The organism is Flavobacterium sp. (assembly GCF_046155325.1).
Taxonomy (GTDB): Bacteria; Bacteroidota; Bacteroidia; order Flavobacteriales; family Flavobacteriaceae; genus Flavobacterium.
The window spans coordinates 1-18,942 of the sequence record NZ_JBJXDQ010000126.1 but is presented as its reverse complement, the minus strand read 5'-3'; the positions used below and the strand labels follow the sequence as shown (position 1 = coordinate 18,942).

Annotated in this window: 18 protein-coding genes; 17 read left to right on the top strand and 1 reads right to left on the bottom strand. The window is 32.1% G+C overall.

Annotated features, from left to right (window positions below; all coding sequences use genetic code 11):
* Positions 1-241: 241 nt before the first annotated feature.
* Positions 242-595 carry a hypothetical protein gene (locus ACKVOD_RS08940; protein WP_409209124.1) on the top strand — a complete coding sequence of 118 codons (354 nt, stop codon included), beginning with the start codon at positions 242-244 and terminating at the stop codon, positions 593-595.
* A 71-nt stretch (positions 596-666) separates the two neighbouring features.
* On the opposite strand, the gene ACKVOD_RS08935 is transcribed toward ACKVOD_RS08940, so the two are convergent.
* Positions 667-2,256: a peptide chain release factor 3 gene (locus ACKVOD_RS08935; RefSeq protein ID WP_409209123.1), complete on the bottom strand. Its 1,590-nt coding sequence runs from the start codon at positions 2,254-2,256 to the stop codon at positions 667-669.
* Positions 2,257-2,561: 305 nt separating this feature from the next.
* On the opposite strand from ACKVOD_RS08935, the gene eno reads away from it, so the two are divergent.
* From eno to ACKVOD_RS08855, 16 genes are all read left to right on the top strand, one after another.
* Positions 2,562-3,854 carry a phosphopyruvate hydratase gene (gene eno, locus ACKVOD_RS08930; RefSeq protein ID WP_409209122.1) on the top strand — a complete coding sequence of 431 codons (1,293 nt, stop codon included), beginning with the start codon at positions 2,562-2,564 and terminating at the stop codon, positions 3,852-3,854.
* Positions 3,855-4,006: 152 nt separating this feature from the next.
* Positions 4,007-5,290, top strand: a complete 1,284-nt coding sequence (locus ACKVOD_RS08925; RefSeq protein WP_409209121.1) for a citrate synthase — start codon at positions 4,007-4,009, stop codon at positions 5,288-5,290.
* 62 nt (positions 5,291-5,352) lie between these two features.
* Positions 5,353-6,267, top strand: a complete 915-nt coding sequence (locus tag ACKVOD_RS08920) for a dimethylarginine dimethylaminohydrolase family protein (protein ID WP_409209120.1) — start codon at positions 5,353-5,355, stop codon at positions 6,265-6,267.
* A 66-nt stretch (positions 6,268-6,333) separates the two neighbouring features.
* Positions 6,334-6,621: a four helix bundle protein gene (locus ACKVOD_RS08915; RefSeq protein ID WP_409209119.1), complete on the top strand. Its 288-nt coding sequence runs from the start codon at positions 6,334-6,336 to the stop codon at positions 6,619-6,621.
* A gap of 133 nt (positions 6,622-6,754) precedes the next feature.
* Complete coding sequence (gene ctlX / locus ACKVOD_RS08910) at positions 6,755-7,693, top strand: citrulline utilization hydrolase CtlX (RefSeq protein ID WP_409209118.1); 939 nt, start codon at positions 6,755-6,757, stop codon at positions 7,691-7,693.
* Positions 7,694-7,724: 31 nt separating this feature from the next.
* Positions 7,725-8,090: a CoA-binding protein gene (locus ACKVOD_RS08905; RefSeq protein WP_409209117.1), complete on the top strand. Its 366-nt coding sequence runs from the start codon at positions 7,725-7,727 to the stop codon at positions 8,088-8,090.
* A 58-nt stretch (positions 8,091-8,148) separates the two neighbouring features.
* Positions 8,149-8,769: a recombination mediator RecR gene (gene recR / locus ACKVOD_RS08900; protein WP_409209116.1), complete on the top strand. Its 621-nt coding sequence runs from the start codon at positions 8,149-8,151 to the stop codon at positions 8,767-8,769.
* A 68-nt stretch (positions 8,770-8,837) separates the two neighbouring features.
* Positions 8,838-9,626, top strand: a complete 789-nt coding sequence (locus ACKVOD_RS08895; RefSeq protein ID WP_409209115.1) for a polysaccharide biosynthesis/export family protein — start codon at positions 8,838-8,840, stop codon at positions 9,624-9,626.
* A gap of 11 nt (positions 9,627-9,637) precedes the next feature.
* Positions 9,638-12,133, top strand: coding sequence for a polysaccharide biosynthesis tyrosine autokinase (locus tag ACKVOD_RS08890; protein WP_409209114.1), 2,496 nt, complete (start codon positions 9,638-9,640; stop codon positions 12,131-12,133).
* Positions 12,134-12,142: 9 nt separating this feature from the next.
* Positions 12,143-13,129 carry an SDR family oxidoreductase gene (locus ACKVOD_RS08885; protein ID WP_409209113.1) on the top strand — a complete coding sequence of 329 codons (987 nt, stop codon included), beginning with the start codon at positions 12,143-12,145 and terminating at the stop codon, positions 13,127-13,129.
* 35 nt (positions 13,130-13,164) lie between these two features.
* Positions 13,165-14,556: a UDP-glucose 6-dehydrogenase gene (locus ACKVOD_RS08880; RefSeq protein ID WP_409209112.1), complete on the top strand. Its 1,392-nt coding sequence runs from the start codon at positions 13,165-13,167 to the stop codon at positions 14,554-14,556.
* Between the two features lie 40 nt (positions 14,557-14,596).
* Positions 14,597-15,088, top strand: a complete 492-nt coding sequence (locus ACKVOD_RS08875; RefSeq protein ID WP_409209111.1) for a UpxY family transcription antiterminator — start codon at positions 14,597-14,599, stop codon at positions 15,086-15,088.
* A gap of 15 nt (positions 15,089-15,103) precedes the next feature.
* A complete protein-coding gene (rfbB, locus tag ACKVOD_RS08870) occupies positions 15,104-16,150 on the top strand; it encodes a dTDP-glucose 4,6-dehydratase (protein ID WP_409209110.1) in 1,047 nt (348 codons plus the stop codon).
* Between the two features lie 405 nt (positions 16,151-16,555).
* Positions 16,556-17,839, top strand: coding sequence for a nucleotide sugar dehydrogenase (locus ACKVOD_RS08865; protein WP_409209109.1), 1,284 nt, complete (start codon positions 16,556-16,558; stop codon positions 17,837-17,839).
* A gap of 13 nt (positions 17,840-17,852) precedes the next feature.
* Complete coding sequence (gene cysQ / locus ACKVOD_RS08860) at positions 17,853-18,653, top strand: 3'(2'),5'-bisphosphate nucleotidase CysQ (RefSeq protein WP_409209108.1); 801 nt, start codon at positions 17,853-17,855, stop codon at positions 18,651-18,653.
* Between the two features lie 48 nt (positions 18,654-18,701).
* Positions 18,702-18,942, top strand: a 241-nt coding sequence (locus ACKVOD_RS08855; protein ID WP_409209107.1) for an adenylyl-sulfate kinase, incomplete at its 3' end; no start/stop codon positions are given.

Below are 18,942 nucleotides of genomic sequence, written 5' to 3'. Positions count from 1 at the left end.
TGATTAAAAAATAACACAAGTAAAATTTCTTTAAATAGAAAGCCTCTTCAGCAATGAAGGGGCTTTTTTTTGCAATAGTTTTTCTAGAATGGAGTCTGTTGTAAAGGTATCATTACTCTTTTTTGTTGTTTTAACGAGTTTTATGGTGCTTCAACGAAAATATTTTCAGGTAACGAATGCTTGGATTAGTTTTGACCTCAGATAAGAGATATATTATTTGTCTCTCTAAAAAAAACGAACCATGAATCAATTTTCAAAACAAAACGACAACAAAAAAACATCTAGCATTTTAGTTCTGTTTGTTTTACTTTTATTGTCTAATGTTTCGGTTTTTGGTCAAACAATTGCTGGAAAAAGCACGGATTCAAATACTACTATCGAAAATAATCTTGTAGAAAAAGAAGCTACTTCAAACACTTCTAATATGAATTTTGTGATTTGGTTCATGGGATCAAAACAAAATCCAAGCACGACAATTATTCCAGCAGGCGAAAATACAAGAAAACAATTTATGACTTCTGGATTAGCTCCAAACCGTTTGTTAATCAAAGCTTTTTTGAAAAAAGCGGTAAACTTCGAAGTGGCTACAACTTAATTCAAACTAAAATAAAATCATAAAAAAAGCTAATCGTTACGATTAGCTTTTTTGTTTTATAAATGTTTATATTATTCAAATTCTGATGTAAAGAATAATTGTACGTTAGGATATTTATTTTGTGTCATTTGTATCGTAAAGTCCGAATCAGCCAAGAAAACTAATTGACCATATTTATCATGGGCTAAGAATTTTTGTTTAATTCTTCGGAATTCTTTAAACTCCTCACTTTTTGGATCGTTTGGTTTTACCCAACAGGCTTTATGCACTGGAAAATTTTCATAGGTACATTTGGCCCCATATTCGTGTTCTAAGCGATATTGAATCACTTCGTATTGAAGTGCGCCAACTGTCCCGATGATTTTTCGGTTATTCATTTCAAGTGTAAACAATTGCGCTACTCCTTCATCCATCAACTGGTCTACTCCTTTGTCTAACTGTTTGGATTTCAACGGGTCGGCATTGTTAATGTATCTAAAATGTTCTGGAGAAAAACTCGGAATACCTTTAAAACTCATGATTTCGCCTTCGGTCAAGGTATCTCCAATCTTAAAATTACCAGTGTCGTGTAATCCTACGATGTCACCAGGGTAAGAAATATCAACAATTTCTTTCTTTTCGGCAAAAAAGGCATTCGGACTCGAGAATTTTAAATTTTTCTTTTGGCGAACATGGTAATAGGGTTTGTTTCTTTCGAAAGTTCCAGAAACAATTTTTATAAATGCCAGTCTATCTCTGTGTTTGGGGTCCATATTGGCGTGAATTTTAAAAACAAATCCACTCATTTTCTCTTCTTTTGGGTCTACCAATCGAGTTTCAGAATCTTTAGCTCTAGGCGATGGCGCTATTGCAACGAAACAATCTAGAAGTTCGCGAACGCCAAAATTATTCAATGCCGATCCAAAAAACACAGGTTGCAATTTACTGTCTAAATAGTCTTGACGGTCAAATTTCGGATAGACTTCGTCAATTAATTCGAGCTCTTCTCGAAGTTTTTCGGCAGGTTTTTGTCCAATTATTTTTTCTAGTTCTGGGTTTTTTACATCCGAAAAAGCAATCGTTTCTTCAATATTTTTTCGACTGTCACCACTAAACATATTAATATTTTGTTCCCACAAATTATAAATACCTTTAAAATCATATCCCATTCCTATTGGAAAACTTAGGGGAGTGACAGTTAAGCCTAGTTTTTGCTCCACCTCGTCCATTAGGTCAAAGGCATCTTTTCCTTCGCGATCTAATTTATTAATAAAAACGATGATTGGAATTTTTCGCATTCTGCATACTGCAACTAACTTTTCAGTTTGCTCTTCCACACCTTTTGCCACGTCAATAACAACAATTACGCTATCGACAGCGGTAAGAGTTCTAAAAGTGTCTTCGGCAAAATCCTTGTGACCTGGAGTATCTAGAATGTTTATTTTTTTTTCATTATAAATAAAAGCTAATACCGATGTTGAAACCGAAATTCCTCTTTGGCGTTCAATTTCCATGAAATCGCTCGTAGCTCCTTTTTTGATTTTGTTATTCTTTACTGCGCCAGCTTCCTGAATAGCACCTCCAAAAAGGAGTAGTTTCTCAGTTAGGGTAGTTTTTCCAGCATCGGGATGCGAGATAATTCCAAAAGTTCTTCTTCTTTGTATTTCTTCTAAAAAAGCCATATTTGTATAAATAGTTTGCAAAAGTACTATTTAAAAACACCAATCAAAAAAAATAGTCTTGCATTCTAGTTATATTATGAAAAGCAATTTCGTTGCTTTTTTACTATGAATGAATTGAATATTATAAAATATCTTTAGTACTTTGACTTAAGGGTTTTATTTTTAACAAATTATAACGTTTTCGTTAATAACATTCATTATTTTTAGTAAATCATTATTGTTGTATACAATATCTTTGTGCTTCAAAAAATATTAATTATTTATACCAAACAGACTTGTTTGGTTCAACATTTAAAACAAGAAAAATGAGTATTATTATCAAGATTCACGCAAGACAAATTTTCGATTCAAGAGGAAACCCAACAATAGAGGTTGATGTAGTAACAGAGAACGGTGTTTTAGGAAGAGCTGCAGTTCCTTCTGGTGCTTCAACAGGAAAATTTGAAGCGGTAGAATTGCGAGATGGCGGAAAAGCATTTCTTGGAAAAGGAGTTTTAAAAGCGGTTGAAAATGTAAATACAAAAATTGCTGAAGAGTTAGTAGGGATTTCTGTTTTTGAACAAAACTTGATTGACCAAACTATGATAGATTTAGACGGAACACCTAATAAAGCAAATTTAGGAGCAAATGCTATTCTTGGCGTTTCACTAGCTGCTGCCAAAGCTGCTGCAAATGAATTAGGATTGCCTTTATACCGATATATTGGTGGTGTTTCTGCAAACACATTACCAGTTCCTATGATGAATATTATCAACGGAGGTTCACATTCTGATGCGCCAATTGCTTTTCAAGAATTTATGATTTTCCCAGTAAAAGCCACTACTTTTTCACATGCCATGCAAATGGGTACTGAAATTTTTCACAGTCTTAAAAAAGTATTACACGATCGAGGTTTGAGTACTGCCGTAGGTGATGAAGGTGGTTTTGCACCTAATTTAGCTGGAGGAACAGAAGATGCTTTAGATACAATTAAATTAGCAGTAGAAAAAGCAGGCTATACTTTTGGTGATGAAATTATGGTTGCCTTAGATTGTGCTTCTTCAGAGTTTTATGTTGATGGAAAATATGATTATTCTAAATTTGAAGGACCAACAGGAAAAATAAGAACATCTGCTGAGCAAGTTGATTATTTAGCGGAATTAGCAGCAAAATATCCAATTATTTCTATTGAAGATGGAATGGATGAAAATGACTGGGATGGATGGAAATTACTTACTGAAAAAATTGGGCATAAAACCCAATTAGTAGGGGATGATTTATTTGTTACTAATGTAGAGCGTTTGTCAACGGGTATTGAAAAAGGGATTGCCAATTCAATTTTGGTAAAAGTAAACCAAATTGGAACTTTAACTGAAACAATTGCTGCAGTAAACATGGCTAAAAATGCTGGATACACCTCGGTAATGTCTCATCGTTCAGGTGAAACTGAGGACAATACCATTGCAGATTTAGCTGTAGCATTGAATTGTGGACAAATAAAAACAGGTTCTGCTTCACGTTCTGACCGTATGGCAAAATACAATCAATTGTTAAGAATTGAAGAAGAATTAGGAATAACCGCTTATTTTCCTGGTAAAAATGCATTTAAGATAAAATAAACATATATTTTTTATTAAAAAGCCATTTACGTAAAGTAAATGGCTTTTTTTTTGTTTTTTAACATTTTCATTGCGAATTTCATTTTTTAATTCCATTGAAATAGTCTATTTTTGAAAAATTATTTTATAAAAGATTTATTTCAAAATACACTATGTCAAAAACAGCAATACTAGAGATTGAAGGTAAAAAATATGAGTTTCCAATATACGTTGGTACCGAAAACGAAATGGCTATAGATATTAGTAAACTGCGTGATTTAACAGGTGCGGTTACGATGGATCAGGGATATAAAAATACGGGAGCTTGTAAAAGTGAAATTACTTTTTTAGATGGTGAAGAAGGTATATTGCATTACAGAGGATATTCTATAGAAGAATTAGCTGATAAAGGAAATTTTCTTGAAGTTTCTTACCTTTTAATTTTCGGAGAGTTGCCTACAGTTGCTGAACTGAAAGATTTTGAAGAGCATATTAGAAGATATACCTTGGTCAACGAAGAGATGAAAAACATCATTGATGGTTTTCCTAAAACTGCTCATCCGATGGGAGTTTTAGCCGCTTTGACTAGTGCATTAACTGCATTTAATCCAAAATCGGTAAATCCAGAAAACAAAGCTGAACTATACGAATCGGTTTGTAAAATCATGGGTAAGTTTTTAGTGATTGCTACCTGGACTTATAGAAAAAGCATGGGGTATCCTTTGAATTACTATAACAACACTTTAGGGTATGTTGAAAATTTCATGAACTTGATGTTTGAGTTACCGACAGAGCCTTATAAAGCGAATCCACTTGTAACCGAGGCACTTGATAAATTATTTATTCTTCATGCTGATCACGAACAAAATTGTTCTACTTCAACAGTAAGAATGGTGGGTTCGTCACATGCGGGATTATTTGCTTCTATATCTGCTGGAGTTTCGGCACTTTGGGGGCCACTTCATGGTGGTGCAAACCAAGCTGTTCTTGAAATGCTTGAAGAAATTCATGCGAACGGAGGCGATGCCGCTAAATATATGGATAAAGCCAAAGATAAAAATGATCCTTTTAGACTAATGGGTTTTGGACATCGAGTGTATAAAAATTTTGATCCAAGAGCCAAAATCATCAAAAAAGCCGCCGATGATGTTTTGAAAACACTGGGTGTTGATGATCCAATTTTGGATATTGCTAAAAAATTAGAAGCATTAGCTTTAGCAGATGAGTACTTTGTGTCTCGAAAATTATATCCTAATGTAGATTTCTATTCCGGAATTATTTACCGTGCATTAGGAATCCCAACCGATATGTTTACTGTAATGTTCGCTATAGGCAGATTGCCAGGTTGGATAGCGCAATGGAAAGAAATGCGATTAAACAAAGAACCGATAGGAAGACCTCGACAAATCTATACAGGGTATACTCTGAGAGAGTTTAAGGAAGTTGACAAACGATAAAAGATAAAAAAAGCCTCGCAAAATGCGAGGCTTTTTTTATCTTTGACCAAAGCTAAAAAAAAATGCTGCGATTAAATATCAATAACGAAACTTCTAGGCTTCAAGCAGTAGTTTTGGGTTCAGCTATTAGTAACGGACCCACTCCAAAAGTAGAAGAAGCGTATGACCCTAAGTCGCTAGAGCATATTGTGGCAGGAACGTATCCTGTAGAGTCGGATATGGTGATTGAAATGGAAGCTTTCAATCAAGTTTTTTTTAAATATGGAGTTACCGTATACCGTCCAAAATTAATTGAAGATTACAATCAAATTTTTGCTAGAGATATAGGATTTGTAATTGGTGATGTTTTTATTAAATCAAACATTCTACCCGATAGAGAAAGAGAATTAGATGCTATTCAATATGTAATAGACCAAATAAATCCAGCAAAGGTGTTGCGTCCTCCTGCAAATGTTCATATTGAAGGGGGCGATGTGATGTTGTGGAATGATTATATTTTTATTGGCACTTATAAAGGAAGTGATTATGCCAATTATATTACAGCCAGAACGAATCTTGCAGGAGTTCAATACATCAAAGATTTGTTTCCTGATAAAATTGTTAAAGAATTTGATTTGGTGAAGTCAAAAATAGAAGCTCGAGATAATGCACTTCACTTAGATTGTTGCTTTCAACCTGTTGGAACAAATAAAGGAATCATTTATAAAAGAGGTTTTCGTGAAGAGGCCGATTATCTTTTTTTAGTGAATCTTTTTGGTGTTGCAAATCTTTTTCATATTACCCGAAAAGAAATGTATAATATGAATTCTAATGTATTTTCGATAGATACTAATGTTGTTGTTTCGGAAAGAAAATTTAAAAGGCTCAACAACTGGTTGCGAGAAAATGGATTTGTTGTTGAGGAAATTCCTTATGCCGAAATTGCCAAACAAGAAGGATTGTTACGTTGTTCTACGTTGCCTTTGATTAGGAGTTAAGAAAAGTTGTAGGTTGTAGGTTTTAAGTTGTGTTGGTATTAAATGTTTTTATTTGAATATAGAAGTATGAAGAGTTACAAAGATTTAGAAGTTTTTAGTTTGGGTTTAGAGTTGTTTTATAAAAGCCTTTCTTATTCTTTAAAATTACCAAAATACGAGATGTATGAACTGGGTAGTCAATTGAGGAGATCCTCTGATTCGGTTCCTATCAATATTGTAGAAGGATACGGTAGAAAAAAATACAAAGCTGATTTTGTGAAATTTCTAACCTATTCTTACGCCAGTTGTTTAGAAACAGTTTTTCATGTTGAAAAAATAGCTAAATTATATCCAGATATTATAGAAAATGAGTAGGAATTCATTTCCAAATACAATGAACTAAGCGCTAAAATTTATAATTTTATAAAGTACGTTGAATAAAATTGGAAATCATAACTTTCAACCCAAACAACTTAAAACCTATAACCTATAACCCACAACTAAAGAAATGAACCAAACAACAAACTCAATTCTAATGATTCGTCCTTTTGCATTCAGAATGAATGAACAAACTGCTGTAAATAATTATTATCAAAAAGTATTCGATAATTTGCTCCCAGCAACTGTCAATGCCAAAGCTCAAGAAGAGTTTGATACATTTGTAAACAAATTAAGAGCCGTTGGGATTGATATAATTGTTGTTAATGATTCAACAGATACAGATACTCCAGATAGTATTTTCCCAAATAATTGGATTTCATTTCATGAAAATGGAGATGTAGTTTTTTATCCAATGTTTGCAGAAAATCGTAGGTTAGAGCGTCGCGAAGATATATTAGATATTCTAGAAGACAACGGATTTGTTATTAATGAAATAATGGATTACACCACTGCCGAAGCCGATGGTTTCTTTCTTGAAGGTACTGGGAGTATTGTATTAGATAGGGAAAATGCAAAAGCATATTGTGCTTTGTCGCCTCGAGCTGATGAAGAATTGTTTATAGAATTTTGTGAGGATTTTGAATTTTATCCGGTGTTATTTGAAGCTTTTCAAACAGTAGATAAAGAACGAAAATTGATTTATCATACCAATGTAATGATGTGTATTGGAGATACTTTTGCAGTTATTTGTGCTGATTGTATCGATGATAAAAAAGAGCGTAAAATGGTTTTGGATAGTTTGAAGGGTGACGATAAAGAAGTAATTCTTATTACTGAGGAACAAGTTAATAATTTTGCTGGAAACATGCTGGAATTAAAAGGAGCGAATGATAGAAGGTATTTGGTAATGAGTTCTTCTGCTCATAAATGTCTTACTAAAAAACAAATTGCCCAACTCGAGGAGCATGTTACCATTTTAAGTTCTAGTCTTGATACAATTGAAGCCTGTGGCGGAGGAAGTGCTAGATGCATGATGGCTGAGATTTTCCTACCAAGAGAAAATTAGTAAGCCATTTCTTTTTTTGTATTTTTGTCAAATGAAAAATAAAAAAACCTTGGTTCTTGGAGCATCTACAAAGCCAGAAAGATATTCGTTTAAAGCCATTACGCTTCTTGTCGAAAAAGGACATTCGGTTTTGGCAATTGGGCAAAAAGCAGGAGAAGTCGCTGGTGTAAAAATTCAAACAAAAGCTATTCCTTTAAAAAATATTGATACAATAACTTTGTATTTAAATCCTTTACGTCAAAGAGATTATTATAATTATATTGTGGAGTCAAAACCAAAACGAGTAGTTTTTAACCCAGGAACAGAGAATCCTGAATTTTATCAGTTATTAGAATTAAATGCTATAAAAGTGGATGTGGCATGTACCCTAGTTTTGTTGACCACAAATCAGTATTAATTTTGTAAAGCTTCCAGTCTTTTAAAGGCTGGAAGCTTTACATATTACTTTTATATTTATGGAATTTTCATCAAAACTTTTAGAAAAAGCAGTAAACGAAATGGCTCAATTACCCGGAATAGGTAAAAGAACCGCATTGCGATTGGTTTTGCATTTATTAAAACAACCTAAGGAGCAAACAGGATTTTTAGCACAATCGCTAACGACAATGCGAGAAGAAGTGAAGTTTTGCAAAAGTTGTCATAACATTTCGGATGCCGAAGTGTGCGAAATTTGTATTAATTCTAAAAGAAATCATCAAATTATTTGTGTTGTTGAAGATATTCGTGACGTTATGGCTATAGAAAATACAGGTCAGTTTAGGGGTATTTATCATGTTTTAGGTGGAAAAATCTCTCCAATAGATGGAGTTGGTCCAAGTCAATTGAATATTAATACATTGGTCGAAAAAATAAAATCAGAGTCAGTATCTGAAATTATTTTTGCTTTGAGTTCTACCATGGAAGGGGATACCACTAATTTTTATATTTATAAACAAATCCAAGATTTTGATATTATTACTTCAACTATTGCCAGAGGTATTTCTGTAGGTGATGAACTTGAATATGCAGATGAAGTTACTTTAGGTAGAAGTATATTGCAACGAGTACCTTTTGAAAAGTCTTTGAAAAATAATTAATTGTATAAAAAATACCTATATTTTTAAATTGTAAAATGAAAAGCTATATTTGTTACAAAAATATTAAAATGAATATACCATTAACTTATTTATGGACAGGCGTTATTTTGCTATTAACCTCTTGTGATGTTAGTCAAGATATGATTTATCTTCAAAAAAAAGAAGGTAAAGAAGTAGCGACTTCTATAAATTCTATACAATCTAAACAATATCGATTACAAATAAACGACGTAGTTAGCATAACAATAAAAGCAATTGATCCTAAATTGGTTTCTATTTTTAACCCGACAAATCAAGGAGAAGTTGGAAAATCTGAGTCAGACTTATATTTTAATGGATTTAAAATTGATGATCATGGAAATATTAGAATTCCAGTTTTAGGCGAAATAAATATAATTGGTTTTACTGTCGAGGAAGTTAGAGATAAAATCGAAAATAGATTATTAGCTGAGTATTTTAATAAAGAGGCAAGTCTTTTTGTAACGGTAAAATTAGCAGGATTTAAATATACAATGGTTGGGGAAGTTGGATCAATTGGTACAAAAAATGTTTTTCAAGACCAAGTAAATATTATAGAAGCTATTGCAAATGCGGGCGATATAAATAAGGCAGGAAATAGAAAAGCAGTAACTATTATTCGTCAATCACCTACAGGAATAGAAATGCATGATATTGACCTTACGGATATTAATGTTATGAAATCACCTTATTATCAATTACAACCCAATGATTATATTTATGTTAAGCCACTCAAAAAGAATACTTGGGAATCTTTTAAGACAGGAATGGAAGGTTTTTCATCTATTGTTACATTAATAACACTTGGTACAACAGTTTATTTACTGTTTAAAAAATAATAATAACAAAAATGTTAGATATAAAAGATTTTTCGATTTTTGAAAACCAATCAGGATTTGATTTCAAAAGTTTTTTAATTAAAATTGCTAGTTATTGGCGTTGGTTTATTATTAGTTTAATTATCACGTATTCTATTGCATATCAAGTAAATATTCGAAAGGAAAAGGTTTTTGCAATGGATACTCTTATTGCCGTTAAAGAAGAAAACAATCCTTTTTTTACTTCAAATACTAGTTTAGTTTTTAATTGGGGAGGCACATCCGATCAAGTTCAATCTATTACTACAACATTGCAATCTAGGTCACATAATGAACTTGTTGTTGAAAAACTACAATATTATATTAGTTATTATTCACAAGGAAAATACCAGCTTTTAGATGCCTATGGAGCTGTGCCTTTTTACATAAATATTGATAAAACTAAAGGTCAAATTGCTGGAAGTTTAATAGCGATAAAATTTTTAAGTAATAATGTTTATAGAATTAAAATTCCATTTTCAGGCAATTCTGTAGCTACTATTAAATATTCTGATAAATCTTATAACGAAACTTCTGTTGTTCCAGGAGAATTTTATAAGCAATATAAAGTTGGGGAAAAAGTGTCTCTGCCTTTTTTAAATTTAACATTGCAGCTAAAAGAAAATCCAGGCATGTATGTTGGGAATGAATATTTTCTTCAGTTTAATGATTTTGATGGTACGGTTTCGGGATATAAAGGAATTGGGGTAAGATCTGATGATAGAGGTGGTTCAATAATCACTTTGAGCATGACTGGGCCCAATAAGGCTAGAATGGTTGAATATCTAAACGCTACTGTTAATATGTTAATTAAAAGACAGTTAGACGCTAAAAATCAGTTTGCGACAAATACAATTCAATTTATTGATAGTACTTTAGTAGCTATGGAATCGCAAATGAAAGAAACTAACAATGAGCTTAAAACCTTTAGGAAAGATAAAAACATATATGATATTGAAGCTGGAGGTGGAAAATTTTCGGATAAAATTTTGGAATATGATATCAAGAAAGACGAAATAACTCGTAAAACTGCCTATTATAATTCTTTAAAAGGATATTTAAAAAGTAGTGTGGATTATTCAAAGCTTCCAGCCCCCTCAGTAGCAGGAATTGATGATCCCAATATTGTAGCGGGTATTTCAAAAATAATTTCTCTTTCTACTCAAAGATCAGAAATGGCTTATGCCGTTAAAAGCGAAAAAATATTCAAGGATTTTGACAATCAAATAGAATCATTAAAAAAAGTTTTGTATGAAAATATAGCCACTGCAAAAGCTTCTTTGCAATTTGATTTAGCTATGATAAACAGCAAAATTAACGAAACAGAAAGTACTATCAAGAAATTGCCAGATGATCAGCAAGAGCTTATTAAGATTAAGAGAAAATATGATTTAAGTGACAATGTTTATAGTACATTTCTTGAAAAAAGAAGTGAAGCTGATATTGTAAAAGCAGCAAATTTATCGGATATACATTTTATTGACCCTGCAAAGGATATAGGTGGAGGACAGATTGGCCCAAACACTTCGGTAAATTATGTAACCGCTTTTTTTATGGGTTTGCTTATTCCGCTATTATTTATTTTTGCGATTTTCTTTATTAATAATACCATTCAAAATGCGGAAGATATTGGTAAATTAACGAAGCTACCTTTGTTAGGAATTGTTGGATTAAGTAAAGATGATAACGATTTATCGGTGTTTAACAAGCCAAAATCAGCTTTGTCTGAATCTTTTAGAGCTATACGATCATCATTACAATTTCTTTATAAAAAGCAACAATTATATGGTGCCAAAACCCTTATGATAACATCCTCAGTCAGTGGAGAGGGTAAAACATTTTGTTCTTTAAATATTGCAACTGTTTTTGCTCTTAGTGAAAAGAAAACGGTGATTATTGGTCTTGATTTACGTAAGCCAAAATTGTTTGAAGAGTTTAATTTGACAAACGAAATTGGGGTTGTTAATTATTTAATTAATCAAAAAAATTTAGATGAAATTATCAATCATACTCAGATTCCTAATTTAGATGTAATTATATCTGGTCCAATACCTCCAAATCCAGCTGAATTGATATTGAGTGATCGAATGAAAGAATTATTAGATGAGTTAAAATTAAAATATGATTATATTATTTTGGATACACCGCCCGTAGGTATAGTTTCAGATGCGCTTGAGTTAGCCCAGTATAGTGATGTTATATTATATATAATAAGGCAAAATTTCACAAAAAAGGAAATGATTACTTTATTGAACAATCGTGTTAAACGTGGTGAATTAAATAATATTAGTATTATTTTGAATGGATTCCAAAATAAAGCAAAATACGGAGCTGGTTATGGTTATGGCTATGGATACGGCTATGGATACGGCTATGGAAATAAAGTTTATGCAAATGGCTATGTCGATGAAGATGTTCCAAAAAATATTTATGAAGCTTTCTTGTTTAAATATAGAAAAATTAAAAATAGGATAAGATTAAGGTTTTAAACCAAATTGATGAAATTAAAAAATAAAATTACCATTTTAATTACTGGTGGAGCTGGATTTATAGGTTCTAATCTTTGTGAGTATTTTTTAAATAAAGATTATAATGTAATATGTTTGGATAATTTTGCTACAGGTCACAAGCATAATGTCGAAACTTTTATTGAAAATAATAACTTCAAATTGATTGAAGGAGATATTAGAAATATTGATGATTGCCGGAAGTCAGTTCAAGGTGTTGATTATGTTTTGCATCAGGCTGCATTAGGCTCAGTTCCTCGTTCAATTAATGATCCTGCAACCACAAATGATGTTAATGTTACTGGTTTTTTAAATATGTTAATTGCCTCAAGAGATGCAAAAATAAAACGTTTTATATACGCAGCCAGTTCATCAACATACGGAGATTCTGAAGCTTTACCTAAAGTAGAAGATGTTATAGGTAAACCTCTTTCTCCTTATGCAATTACAAAATATGTGAATGAATTATACGCAGAAATCTTTAGTAATACTTATGGGCTTGAAACAATAGGATTACGTTATTTTAATGTTTTTGGTAAAAATCAAGATCCTAATGGGGCTTATGCTGCTGTAATTCCGAAATTTGTAATGCAATTAATGAATTTAGAAAGCCCAAAAATAAATGGTGATGGGAATTACTCTCGTGATTTTACTTATATTGACAATGTAATTCAAATGAATGAATTGGCGATGAATACCAAAAATAATGAAGCAATAAATACTGTTTATAATGTTGCTTATGGAGATCAAAATACCTTAAATAACTTAGTAGAATCTTTAAAAAACAACCTCTCTATTTATAATCCAAGCATAATGAATGTTGAAGTTGAATATGGACCTAATAGAATAGGGGATATACCACATTCATTAGCAAGTATCGATAAAGCAAAAAAAATGTTAGGATACAATCCTCAGTTTTCAATGGAGCAAGGATTGATAGAATCGGTAAAATGGTATTGGGAAAATTTAAAGAGATAATAAATAATTTAGAAAATTAATATATTTATAATAGAATGAAAATCACAAAAATTTGTTGCATTGGAGCTGGTTATGTTGGCGGACCTACAATGGCAGTTATTGCTCAAAAATGCCCACATATTCAAGTTACAGTTGTCGATTTAAATATAGAAAGAATTGCGGCTTGGAATGATGAAGATAGCAATAATATACCTATTTACGAACCAGGGTTAAGTGCTATAGTTGCTGAAACAAGGGGTAAAAATTTGTTTTTCTCTACTGAAGTTGATAAGGCAATCGATGAAGCTCAAGTTATATTTATATCCGTAAATACTCCAACCAAAACCTATGGAAAAGGAAAAGGAATGGCTGCTGATTTAAAGTACATTGAATTGTGTGCTAGGCAGATTGCTAAAGTCGCAAAACATAATAAAATTGTTGTTGAAAAATCAACTTTGCCAGTACGAACTGCCGAAGCTATTAAAAGCATTTTAGATAATACAGGCAACGGCGTGCAATTTCAAATCTTATCCAATCCTGAATTTCTTGCAGAGGGAACAGCAGTTGAAGATTTGTTGAATCCGGACAGAATATTAATAGGTGGTGATACTACAATTGAAGGGCAAAATGCTATAAAATCTCTGGTTGATGTTTATTCAAATTGGGTAAAACCTGAAAAGATACTGACAACAAATGTATGGTCATCAGAATTATCAAAATTAACTGCAAATGCTTTTTTGGCTCAGAGAATTTCTTCAATAAATGCTTTATCTGAGTTATGCGAAAAAACTGGGGCCAATATCAATGAAGTAGCAAAAGCTATAGGGATGGATAGCAGAATTGGTTCAAAATTTCTTAAAGCATCTGTAGGTTTTGGAGGATCATGTTTTCAGAAAGATATATTGAACCTAGTATATATTGCAAAATCATACGGATTACATGAAGTAGCCGATTATTGGGAACAAGTAATTATTATGAATGACCACCAAAAAAAGCGTTTTTCTAACACTATTGTAAAAACGCTTTATAATACAGTTGCCGATAAAAAAATAGCATTTTTAGGATGGGCATTCAAGAAAGACACCAATGATACTAGAGAATCTGCAGCTATATATGTTGCAGACGATTTGATTAATGAACATGCAAAAATTGCAGTTTTTGATCCAAAAGTTTCTCACAAAAAAATACTAGCCGATTTAGATTATTTAGAAACAAGATCTTCAGATAATAATGCTAGAAATATTAATTCATTCACAGATCCTTATGAAACTTGTAAAGATTCTCATGCCATAGCTATACTTACTGAATGGGATGAATTTAAAGAGTATGATTGGCAAAAAATTTATGATTTAATGCAAAAACCAGCATTTGTTTTTGATGGAAGAAATATTTTAAATGAATCAAAAATGAATAATATTGGGTTTATTTATAGAGCCATTGGTTCTTAATCTAAATTAATAAATTTAATTTTTTCAATACAAAAAAATCATGAATTGGTATGTAGTTTATACAAAACCTAAATGGGAGAAAAAAGTAGCTGAACAACTTAAAGAACAAGGGATAGAATGTTATTGTCCATTGATTACTAAGGTTAAGCAATGGTCTGATCGAAAAAAAAAGGTTGAAGTGCCACTTTTTAATTCCTATGTTTTTTTGCAGTTGGATGAAAAGGATAGAAATCTAGCCTTCTTGTCTTCGGGAGTTGTCAGATATTTGTTTTGGTTAGGAAAGCCCGCTATTGTTAAAGATGATGAAATTAAAACGATAAAAAATTGGCTTGAAGGGTCAAATTTAGAAACTATTTCTGTAGAACCTTATCGAACAGGTACTAAAATTAAAGTAGTTTCAGGACCTTTTGCTAATCAAGAAGCTGTTATTCAAGAGGTAAATAAAAAGGAATATGTGTTATTTTTAGAATCCTTAGGCTGTGTATTAAAAATGAATATCAAAGGAATTTACAATTCCATACAATCAATATAAAGCAATAGAAATTTAATGAAAAATATTTTAATTACTGGTGGTGCAGGTTTTATAGGGTCTCACGTTGTAAGACGATTTGTCACTAAATATAATAACTATCATATTTATAATCTGGATGCACTTACGTATGCTGGGAATTTGGAAAATCTAGTAGACATAGAAAAAGCATCTAATTATACCTTCATAAAGGGCGATATCACCGATGAAGTTTTTATTTCGAATTTGTTTCAAAAACATCAATTTGACGGGGTAATCCATTTGGCAGCTGAATCTCATGTTGATCGTTCTATCGAGGATCCAATGGCATTTGTAAAAACCAATGTAATTGGGACAGTAAATTTGCTTAATGCGGCTAGGAAGCTATGGGAGAATAACTACGATGGAAAGCGATTTTATCATGTAAGTACAGATGAGGTTTATGGTTCATTAGGAGCCGAAGGTTTATTTACCGAAACTACTCCTTACGATCCAAACTCCCCTTATTCTGCCTCTAAAGCAAGCTCAGATCATTTTGTACGTGCTTATGGCGAAACTTATGGTTTGCCTTATGTAATTACCAATTGTTCGAACAATTATGGGCCTAATCATTTTCCTGAAAAACTGATTCCTTTATTTATTCATAATATTATTAATAACCAATCGCTTCCCGTTTATGGTGATGGTAATTATACCCGTGATTGGTTGTTTGTAAAAGATCATGCGATTGCCATTGATTTAGTTTTTCATCAAGGAAATAACCACGAAACATATAATATTGGGGGTTTCAACGAATGGAAAAATATTGATTTGGTAAAAGTGCTGTGCCAAATTATGGATACGAAATTGGGAAGAACACCAGGAAAATCAGCTGAATTGATAACCTACGTAAAAGATCGACCAGGTCATGATTTGCGTTATGCCATCGATGCCAATAAAATAAATTTAGAGTTGGGTTGGAGTCCAACTGTAACTTTTGAACAAGGATTACAAATCACTATTGATTGGTATCTCGAAAATCAAGATTGGTTAAATAATGTTACTTCGGGTGAATATGCTGCTTATTACAAAAAGCAATATTTATAGACATTTAAGGTATAGTCAACACAGGGTATTTCCTAAAAATAGATAGTTTATTTTTTGACAACATTCTTAATTTTTAATTAAGAATGTTTTTTTTTTGTTAAAAAATTAAGAATTGTTTGTGGTTTTACTTTTTTATATTAAAGAATTAATAATAAGATATTATAAAAACTATAGAATTTTGAATATTTTTTTTGAAAAATAAAATTTAATGTTTTGATTTTGTGTGCTTTGTAATCATGTTCTTGTTTGATAATTTGCTGTGTATATGTTAATGAAACTATACCATAATAAGTCATATTTTGTTATTATATTTACCCCCCGAGATATAATTTCTAACTTTTAATGTGAGTTGGAACAGCGGAGCTATAAATAGTATTAAGCTCAATGATAAAATAAATATACTAAATGAAAGAAAAAATTAAAATTGCTATAATTGGTTTAGGTTATGTGGGATTGCCTTTAGCGCAATTATTTGCTACAAAATATGCAGTAGTAGGCTTTGATATTAATCAAGAAAGAATAGCATCATTAAAAGAAGGAGTCGATACAACTCTTGAAATAGATTCTGAAACACTTAAAAAAGTATTGTTAGAAGAATCAAATGATAATGTAGGTTTATTTTGCTCTTCAGATTCAAACGAAATTGCTGATTGTAATTATTATATTGTTACGGTTCCAACACCTGTTGATAAAAACAATCGTCCTGATTTAACTCCTTTGTATAAATCAAGTGAAACTGTTGGAAAAGTGTTGAAAAAAGGTGACATCGTTATATATGAATCAACAGTTTATCCAGGTGTGACTGAGGAAGAGTGTATTCCAGTATTAGAAAAAGTTTCTGGATTAAAATTTAATGTTGATTTTTTTGCGGGCTATTCACCTGAACGAATCAATCCAGGCGACAAAGAACACACTGTAGAAAAAATATTAAAAGTAACTTCAGGTTCAACCCCTGAAATTGGACAAAAAGTAAATGAGTTATACTTATCAGTTATAACTGCTGGAACTCATTTGGCTCCAACTATCAAAGTGGCTGAGGCTGCTAAGGTAATTGAGAATTCACAACGCGACATCAACATTGCTTTTGTCAACGAATTGGCTAAAATATTCAATTTGATGGACATTGATACCCATGCTGTGTTGGAAGCGGCAGGAACGAAATGGAATTTTCTGCCTTTCAAGCCTGGGTTGGTTGGGGGTCATTGTATTGGGGTAGATCCGTATTATTTGGCTCAACGTGCCCAAGAATTTGGGTACCATCCTGAAATCATTTTGGCAGGGAGACGATTGAACGATAGTATGGGTGACTATGTAGCGTCGCAAGTGGTAAAATTGATGATTAAAAAAGGGATTGTGGTGAATGGCGCCAAGCTATTGATGCTGGGAATTACCTTTAAAGAAAACTGTCCTGATGTACGCAATACAAAAATTGTGGATGTCATTGCGGCTTTAACCGATTACGGAATAACAGTAAGCATTTATGATCCTTGGGCCAATCCTGCTGAAGTAAAACACGAATATCAGTTGGAAACAACCAAAGATTTACCTCAAGAAAAATTCGACGTCCTTGTTTTGGGCGTGGCACATACAGCATTTTTGAACTTGGATTTATCCCAATTGCAAAACAACAATAGTTTGTTGTATGATGTAAAAGGGGTTTTAGGCGTTAAAGCAGATGGACGATTATAATTGTATACCCATAATGAATACAGATTACATCATTGCCATTGAGGCTTCCATTGCTGCTGGTAAAGTCATAATGGAAATTTATCAAAAAGATTTTCAAATCGATTTCAAAAATGATAATTCGCCATTGACTGAGGCAGATATTGCAGCAAATGCAGTAATCATGGAATATTTAAATCAAACTGGGATTCCGATAATTAGTGAAGAAAACAAACAAACTCCATATTCCATCAGAAAAAACTGGATCTCTTGTTGGATAGTAGACCCCTTAGATGGAACTAAGGAATTTGTTAAGAAAAACGGAGAGTTTACTGTAAATATAGCATTGGTTAAAAATGGCTTACCTGAATTCGGGGTTATTTATGTTCCTGCAACAGGCGTACTTTATTTTGGAGATGTGTCTCGACAAAAAGCCTATCGAATAACTATTGATCATTCTAACTATACTATTTCAGATATCTTGAAAAATGCATCAGAAATCCAGCCTCAACAAAACTTAAATACAATAAGAGTAGTTGGGAGTAGGTCTCACATGAATCAGGAGACATTAGATTTTGTTGAAAATCTGAGACAAAAAAGCCAACAGGAAATTGAAATGGTTTCAAAAGGAAGTTCCTTGAAATTTTGCTTGGTTGCGGATGGAAATGCGGATGTTTATCCACGATTTGCACCCACAATGGAATGGGACACTGCAGCAGGACAAGCAATTTGCATGTCAGTAGGACTAAAAGTTATCGATAATACTACTAATTTAGCGATGAAATACAATAAAGAAAGCTTATTAAATTCATTTTTTTTAGTATCGAACGAATTATAGTAACACTAAATATTTTAACAAATATATTCAGGAACAAAAAATGATTTTATGAGTAATATTTTTGAAGAGCATTTTGCAATTACACGAGAAATGCGAAATAAAAGGAACAAGCATTCTTCTTTTGTATTTTGGTTTACAGGTCTTTCGGGATCAGGTAAATCAACTATTGCCAACAAACTTGAAGAAGCCTTGTATGAAAATCATTTTCAAACCTATACTTTAGATGGCGACAATATCCGAGGAGGAATTAATAAAGGACTTAGTTTCACGCCCCAAGACAGACAAGAGA